The organism is Lentilactobacillus sp., from assembly GCF_040773105.1.
Lineage (GTDB): Bacteria > Bacillota > Bacilli > Lactobacillales > Lactobacillaceae > Lentilactobacillus > Lentilactobacillus parabuchneri.
On sequence record NZ_JAXGWW010000296.1, the window covers coordinates 1 to 2,110 of the forward strand.

Sequence of the window (2,110 nt, forward strand, 5' to 3'; positions counted from 1 at the left end):
ATTAGATAGAAAACTTATAAAGGAACTGCAACAAAACTTGGTTTTGTTGTCAGTTCCTTTATTTTTGGCTATTTGTCTTCTGGTAGAAAAATGATTAAGCCGTTTGTCGTATTGTTTAACTGGACAATATCAACCATCAGAAAAGGCTGAGTCAAAAGTTGACACTTTTGACCCAGCCCCATTCGTTCCGACTTACTGAACATATGTCGGATTGCCTTCGTTTTTCTTCAATTCTTTTTTGACCATCTGCACAATATGGGATTGATTACGCTTCAAAATCTTTTCAGAAAGTTCCGTGTTCCCACGCAGTTCGGCGATAAACATGGCGGCGAACTGTTTCATCGTCGCAGCAATCACCTCACCTTGGGCATACAAACACTTTGATTCAAGCTCGGCTAAAATATCGACCTTATAAATCAAATCGTCTTCAGTCAGTTGCTTTAAATTTTCGTGAATCAAAACCAGCGCCCGATCATACTTTTCCAATTCCGAATAAGCGGCAATAATATCAACGTATAAATCAACGATCACGATCATATCGTGTTTACCGGCCTTTTTAACCTTGGACAGGATCTTCGCGCTGGCATCAATAAAGCTTTCAGCCCGTTTGAGCTTGCCTAACTTTTGGTAAGCCAACCCAATTCCTAAGTTCGACCAAGCCTGGTAGAAGGTAAATTCATCCGCCGAGTATTGGGTGAGCTGCAGATTGAAATTATAAATGGCCTCGTTAATATCATCATTGATATAAAGTTCGATAAATCCTTGGTAACAATGATACTTCCCCTTTAGATACCTTGATTCCAACTTTTTACTATCAATCTGGCCAATGTGCTTATTTGCGTCAGCGTACAAATGGTTGCGCATATCATCTTCAATATATGAAAATACCTTATCGCCATACCGTGAGTTCTTCGCAACATCAGTAATCTTTAAATCCAGTCGCTTACAGATCTTGAATAAGATATCAACACTGGTACACGTGTTTCGACTTTCAATGGAACTGATGGTTGCTTGAGTGCAAATCCCTTCAGCAAGCTGAACTTGGGACATCCCTTTATCTCTTCTAGCTTTCCGGATCAACGACCCAGTAATCACCATTGCCATATCATGACTCCCCTATAGTTAATGGACTTAACATACAACCTTGGTATCATATTATAGATTTTTAAAATAATCAAGAAATTTATTCCTCATTTTTGAAGATAATTACTCACGAAAATCACAAGTGAGAAGGTGATCATTAACCACGCCAACCGCTTGCAGGTAGCTATATACCGTGATCGGTCCGACCCGCTGAAGGCCCAAATTTTTAAAGGCTTTCACAAACTTTTCCGTAAAGACATGGTACCTTTCGGCATGGGCTGGCCCGGACAACAGATGATCCATTTGAACATTATTGACCGGCGCCCAAGTTGCCTGCGCTAACTGACTTGGATCGTTCTGAAGTGCTTTGGCATTGGCCACAATTGCCCGAACCTTCGCATGATTGCGAATAATCCGCTTATCTTGGCAAAATATCTCAATTTCCTGATCCCCACACCTCGCCAAATAGCTGATCGAAAAGTGATGAAACACCTCGTCCATGCCGCCTTCAAACCTTAAGACCGTTTGAAATGCCAACCCAGCCTGCATAATCTCCAATGACAAGGCCTTAAATAATTTCTGAGGATCCCTTTCCGGGCGTCCCCAGATGGTGTCGTGATAAATCATTAATTCGGGACTTTTGGTCGCCCACTCGCATCGTTTAACCATTTTCCCACCTCCTACTTTAAAATTACGCAAAATCACAAGTAATTCTGCAAAGAATTTAAAAGTAGCAGCCATCTGTCTTGTTGATAATTAATTCGTAAATTTTGAAGGCGAAATGCCTGATCGGTCACCTGGCCGGTAACGCCCAACATGGCCATCCGCAGCATGGAGAACCGACTATCATCCGTCCATGAGTATACCTGACGACCGGTTCGCCCAACCGTTGCAATCAAGAATGGGTTGGCCGTAATGTGCTGCAGCGTATAAAAGTCAACCTGATAGCGTGAAATATCAGCAAAGTTCAGCATGGTCACCAAACCGACTTTGACGGTCGGCAACTTACGTTTAATCTGACACAAAA

Annotated in this window: 2 protein-coding genes and 1 pseudogene; all 3 read right to left on the minus strand. The window is 42.0% G+C overall.

Features of this window, described 5'->3' with window-relative positions:
* Window positions 1-192 precede the first annotated feature (192 nt).
* Window positions 193-1,104 carry a helix-turn-helix transcriptional regulator gene (locus tag AB3112_RS10915; RefSeq protein ID WP_367334502.1) on the minus strand — a complete coding sequence of 304 codons (912 nt, stop codon included), beginning with the start codon at window positions 1,102-1,104 and terminating at the stop codon, window positions 193-195.
* A gap of 102 nt (window positions 1,105-1,206) precedes the next feature.
* Entirely contained in the window at window positions 1,207-1,752 is a 546-nt protein-coding gene (locus tag AB3112_RS10920; protein ID WP_367334503.1) for a DNA-3-methyladenine glycosylase I, read from the minus strand.
* 32 nt (window positions 1,753-1,784) lie between these two features.
* Window positions 1,785-2,110 (minus strand): annotated as a pseudogene (locus AB3112_RS10925) (glycerophosphodiester phosphodiesterase); the annotation flags it as partial.